The 4392-nt window shown below is 55.5% G+C and carries 6 protein-coding genes and 2 pseudogenes; 5 read left to right on the plus strand and 3 right to left on the minus strand.

Going from position 1 to position 4392, the window contains the following annotated elements:
- Positions 1-199 (minus strand): annotated as a pseudogene (locus tag CFR80_RS19655) (Fic family protein); the annotation flags it as partial.
- Positions 200-595: 396 nt separating this feature from the next.
- Here CFR80_RS19655 and CFR80_RS17070 point away from each other — a divergent pair.
- The 5 genes from CFR80_RS17070 to CFR80_RS17090 all read left to right on the plus strand — a co-directional run bounded on the left by CFR80_RS17070 (position 596) and on the right by CFR80_RS17090 (position 3704).
- Entirely contained in the window at positions 596-892 is a 297-nt protein-coding gene (locus CFR80_RS17070) for a WGR domain-containing protein (protein ID WP_110507783.1), read from the plus strand.
- Complete coding sequence (locus CFR80_RS17075) at positions 889-1524, plus strand: tyrosine-type recombinase/integrase (protein ID WP_110507784.1); 636 nt, start codon at positions 889-891, stop codon at positions 1522-1524. Before CFR80_RS17070 ends, CFR80_RS17075 begins: the two co-directional genes overlap by 4 nt.
- A 138-nt stretch (positions 1525-1662) precedes the next feature.
- Positions 1663-2313, plus strand: a complete 651-nt coding sequence (locus CFR80_RS17080) for an AAA family ATPase (RefSeq protein WP_010512412.1) — start codon at positions 1663-1665, stop codon at positions 2311-2313.
- A 29-nt stretch (positions 2314-2342) separates the two neighbouring features.
- Positions 2343-2597 (plus strand): ribbon-helix-helix domain-containing protein, encoded by a 255-nt coding sequence (locus CFR80_RS17085; RefSeq protein ID WP_081472694.1) that lies wholly within the window; start codon positions 2343-2345, stop codon positions 2595-2597.
- A gap of 201 nt (positions 2598-2798) precedes the next feature.
- Positions 2799-3704, plus strand: coding sequence for a replication protein RepA (locus CFR80_RS17090; protein ID WP_025812575.1), 906 nt, complete (start codon positions 2799-2801; stop codon positions 3702-3704).
- Between the two features lie 162 nt (positions 3705-3866).
- Here the strand turns inward: CFR80_RS17090 and CFR80_RS17095 are convergent.
- Both CFR80_RS17095 and CFR80_RS17100 read right to left on the minus strand, forming a co-directional pair.
- Positions 3867-4145, minus strand: a pseudogene (locus CFR80_RS17095) (transposase); the annotation flags it as partial.
- A 30-nt stretch (positions 4146-4175) separates the two neighbouring features.
- On the minus strand, positions 4176-4392 hold a 217-nt coding region (locus CFR80_RS17100), incomplete at its 5' end, for a transposase domain-containing protein (RefSeq protein ID WP_146221676.1).

Consider the following 4392-nt stretch of genomic DNA (forward strand, 5'->3'; position numbering starts at 1 on the left):
GGAACTGAAGATGTCCGGCCGGGGTCTCAACGGGTCGCATGCTTTCCGGATAAACTTCGTAGCTCTCAAAGCCATGATGGCGGCTCTCCCGGCGCGAACCGACCGTGCTAGTCACGGGAAAGCCGCAGCAGGGATCGATACCAAAGTTATCGCCGAGCCATCGCCCGCCAAGCAGCGTGGACCTTTCTACGTCCGTCATTAGAAACACGCCTCATTCGAAAAAACCGATTACGATTGCGCATATTCGATTAGAAATCAGCAATATTGCAAGAAAAGACTTACGCCGTAGGCGAACGGTTCTCCAGAAAAGCCGGGCTAAGGCAGGCTGACAAGATCCGACGCTAAACGGCGCCGAGATTGGCGAAAACAGCTGCTTTTCAACACAATTCGTCGGAAAGCGGACTGGCAGTTCCCCTAAAGTTGTCGGCTCTATTGGATTGAGAGTGATAACGTCTCAAGGGGTGGCAGACCCATGACCTGTTACACTATGGGTAATAGTGTAACAGGCCAGGCCTGAAACCGGCCGGCCTGTCCCGCGATTGCAGCGGTTTTCCTGTTCTGGGCGGGTGACATGTGTTACACTTTTCAGGACATCATGCCCAGACCTGCCCCGAAGGCCCCTGTCCGGCCGCCTTGCCAGCTGTCGCTGTTTCCCGAAACGGCGGCGCTGGTGCGCGTGGACCCGGCCGCCAACTGCTGGCGCTTCTACCATCTGTCGCTGCAGCCCGACCTGTTTGGCGGCACCGCCCTGGTGCGGCAGTGGGGGCGGATCGGGACGGCCGGCCGGCAGGTCTGCGAACTGCATCATGATGCCGGGCAGGCGCTCGACGCCCTCGCCCGCCAGCTCCGGGCCAAGCGCCGGCGGGGCTACCGCGACAGGGCGGCCGGATGAGCGGCCCCCGAAAACCGGGACAGCGGGTGACCCCGGCCGGCGCCCCCGGCGGAATGCAGCTGTTCGACCGCGACGGGAGCCGCAAATACCTCACGGTCGCCGAGCGCGCACGGTTCCTGCGCGCGGCCGAGCAGGCGCCGCGCGAGGCCCGCACGCTGTGCATGACCCTGGCCTGGTCGGGCTGCCGCCTGTCCGAGGCCCTCGCCCTGACGGCGGACCGGGTGGACCTGGCCGGTGGCGTGCTGGTGTTCGCCACGCTCAAGAAGCGCCAGGACGGGATCTATCGCGCCGTGCCGGTGCCCCCCTCCCTGCTCGAGGCGCTGGATCTGGTGCATGGCATCCGCGAGGCGCAGCGTCGGCGGGGGCGTGGAGCGGCCGCCCGGCTGTGGCCCTGGTCCCGCATGACCGGCTGGCGGGCAGTGCACGCGGTCATGGCCGCCGCCGGCCTGTCCGGCCCGGCCGCGTCCCCCAAGGGCCTGCGCCATGCCTTCGGCGTCGCCGCCGTCTCCAGCGGCATCCCCCTCAACATGGTGCAGAAATGGCTCGGCCACGCCCAGCTCTCCACCACCGCCATCTACGCCGATGCCGTCGGCGCCGAGGAGCAGGATATCGCACGGAAAATGTGGGGGTAAACGAGAAATATCTCGTTTGGGGAAATATCCTATATTCAGATTGAATGAATATTCATTTCACATTTTATGTGGTTGACAAAGGCAAACATATTATGAGATGAAAAGACGTTGTTTTGAATATTCAAAAAGGATTAAAAAGTGATTATAGCAATAGGGAATACGAAAGGAGGGGTGGGGAAGACCACTTTAGCTGTTCAACTCGCCATAATCCGTGCCACTGCTGGTAGAGAGGTATGGCTGATTGATGGTGATCGACAGGGTACAGCTGCTGCTGCTATCGCAGCTCGTTCTGAAGCTGGAAAGCTACCTGGGATTGCTTGTGCACAGTATCCAGACGGCCCCAATCTACGTGCCCAAGTTCAGCAGCAGCGTGATAAATGGGATGATATTATCATCGATGTTGGCGGCCGAGATTCTACAGCGCTTCGTGCAGCACTCATTCTCGCTGATACGCTTCTGGTTCCGTTTGCGCCGCGTTCCTATGACGTATGGGCACTAGACGACATGGCTGCTCTCATTGATGAAGCACGAAGTGTTCGGGATGGATTGCGTGCTGTAGCTGTTATGAACCAAGCCGATCCAGGAGACCATTCAACGGATAATGCAGAGGCTGCTGCAGCAGTGAAAGAAGTGCCGCAATTCATTTATCTGCCGATACCAATTCGACGCCGCAAAGCGTTCAGTAATGCTGGTGGAGCAGGTCTGGCTGTTTCCGAACTGACGCCGCGAGACCCCAAAGCTGTCGCTGAAATTTCTGCACTTGCAAATGCCGTTTTTAATCCAATTTGAATATTCATAACATATTAAGGATAGATTAAATGGCAATTCATCGCAAAGCTAAACCAACGTCGGTAGAATCTGCTGCAGATGCTTTCGTTACTGGAGCTCCTGATGCAGGAAAAACAAAGCCTCTATCATACGACAAAGGGTTGCCAAAGGGACATAAACGCCAGATTAGTTTGACCATTGCTCCAGACTTGTTACGGCGTGTTGATGAACGCGCTGAAGCTATGGGAACAGGCCGAGCTGCGTTTATCAGTATGGCAATTTTCAAAGCGTTGGAAGAAAGTTAAAATGATATTTTAAGAATATTCAAAAAATATCTTAATGGTAATTTACTGGGTTAATTTTAGAGCCACTGAACGCGCATATGTCTCCCTAAAGGGGATCTCGGCTTATGACACATAGACAGAAGATGGCTGAGAAGACGAACTGGCCTTGCGTCATCGGTCGTATGCTGAACAACGTAGCAGGGACAGAGTGGGATCGGACGAATGAGCAAACGCAAACCACCATCAGAACAGAGTGAACTTGTCCTTTCTCCCACAACCGCACGTGTCATTCAGCTCTCGGCTGAAATTCAGGCAACTCCGCCTGATGAGATTGAGTTCATGCACACGGTGCTCTGCCAGGTTGGTCTTCCCCGTAAACGGACGAAAGAAACTCGCTTTGAACGAAACAATGGCAAGGCATCCCTGCTTATTACAGCAGGAGAAATGTTTAACGATGGCCATTGGGAAAAGCTCTTCGTCCCGTATGGAACCAAGCCACGATTGGCGCTTTTCCACATCAGCACCGAAGCGATCCGAACGAAATCGCGTATTGTTGCAGTCGGACGGACTATCAGTGAATTTATGAAACGCCTCAACATCAGCCAGAATGGTCCATCCCGTGAGGCATTTCGGGCACAGATGAACGCCTTGTGCGCCTGTGAAATGAAGCTCGGCTACGGGTCGCGCAATCTGAATGCCCGGCCGGTGGATGAATTCGATGCGTGGACCAAAAATCTCGCAAAAGATAGCACGATCGAGCTATCCGAAAAATTCTGGCAGGAATTAAAAGAAAACGCTGTCCCACTTGACCCTCGTGCACTTGAGGGTTTGCAGCACTCAGCTTTAGCGCTCGACATCTACACGTGGCTTGCCCATCGACTTCATCGGGTGCGGCGGCCTGGTGAGAAGCTTACTTGGGCCAACCTTCGTTTGCAGTTTGGGCAGGAATATACGGACGATAAGAATTTCAAGAAGGCATTCCTGATCGCATTGCGACAGGTTGCGGCTGTTTATCCAGATGCAAGGCTTGAACAGGTTCGGACGGGTCTAAGACTGATCGCATCACCGCCGCCCGTACCGCGGCAGACAATCATCGCCTATCAAAAAACCATCGGATCAGATACTTAATCAAAAAATCTGACAAAAATGAGCGGTGCAATTACCACCCGTTGACCACTGGCCCTGTCGACTGAGCGCGGTGCAATTACCACCCTTTTAGCAACGGCATCAACGGTTCAATTATAATGCAAGTGCTATCCTTTTGCGTCTGCTTCGATGTCAGAGCCTGAATCAGAAAGCGGTTTGATTGATTTTTCGCAGAACTCTGCGGATATGGGCAATCATCAACCATGCGCAGGATGACGAGATTGTTGCCTCGACATCCTTCGTGAGGCGACGGCAACGTCCGAGCCATGCAAAGCTACGCTCCACGATCCAGCGTTTGGGCAGGACGACGAAGCCTTCGGCCCGATCGCTACGTTTGACGATCTCGATCGTCCATCGGCCGAGTTCAGCCAGCGCACCACGCAACTTCTCGCCAGCATATCCCCCGTCACCGATCAGATGGCGGTAACCATCCGGCGAGAGACGCGGGCGTATTCAGGCGGCGATGGTATTGTGGACCTGCTGGTGGGCTTTCCAGTGCCAGGGCAGGAGTTCATGGAGGCGTGGATTGGGAATGTCATTGATCCGTGCCAGGACATCGGCGAGCCATGCCTGGGGATCAACATCGTTCAGGCGCGCGGTGACGATCAGGGAATACATGGCGGCGGCGCGCTCTCCGCCACGATCGGACCCGGCGAACAACCAGGCTTTC

The sequence above is a fragment of the Komagataeibacter oboediens genome (assembly GCF_003207815.1).
GTDB lineage: Bacteria > Pseudomonadota > Alphaproteobacteria > Acetobacterales > Acetobacteraceae > Komagataeibacter > Komagataeibacter oboediens.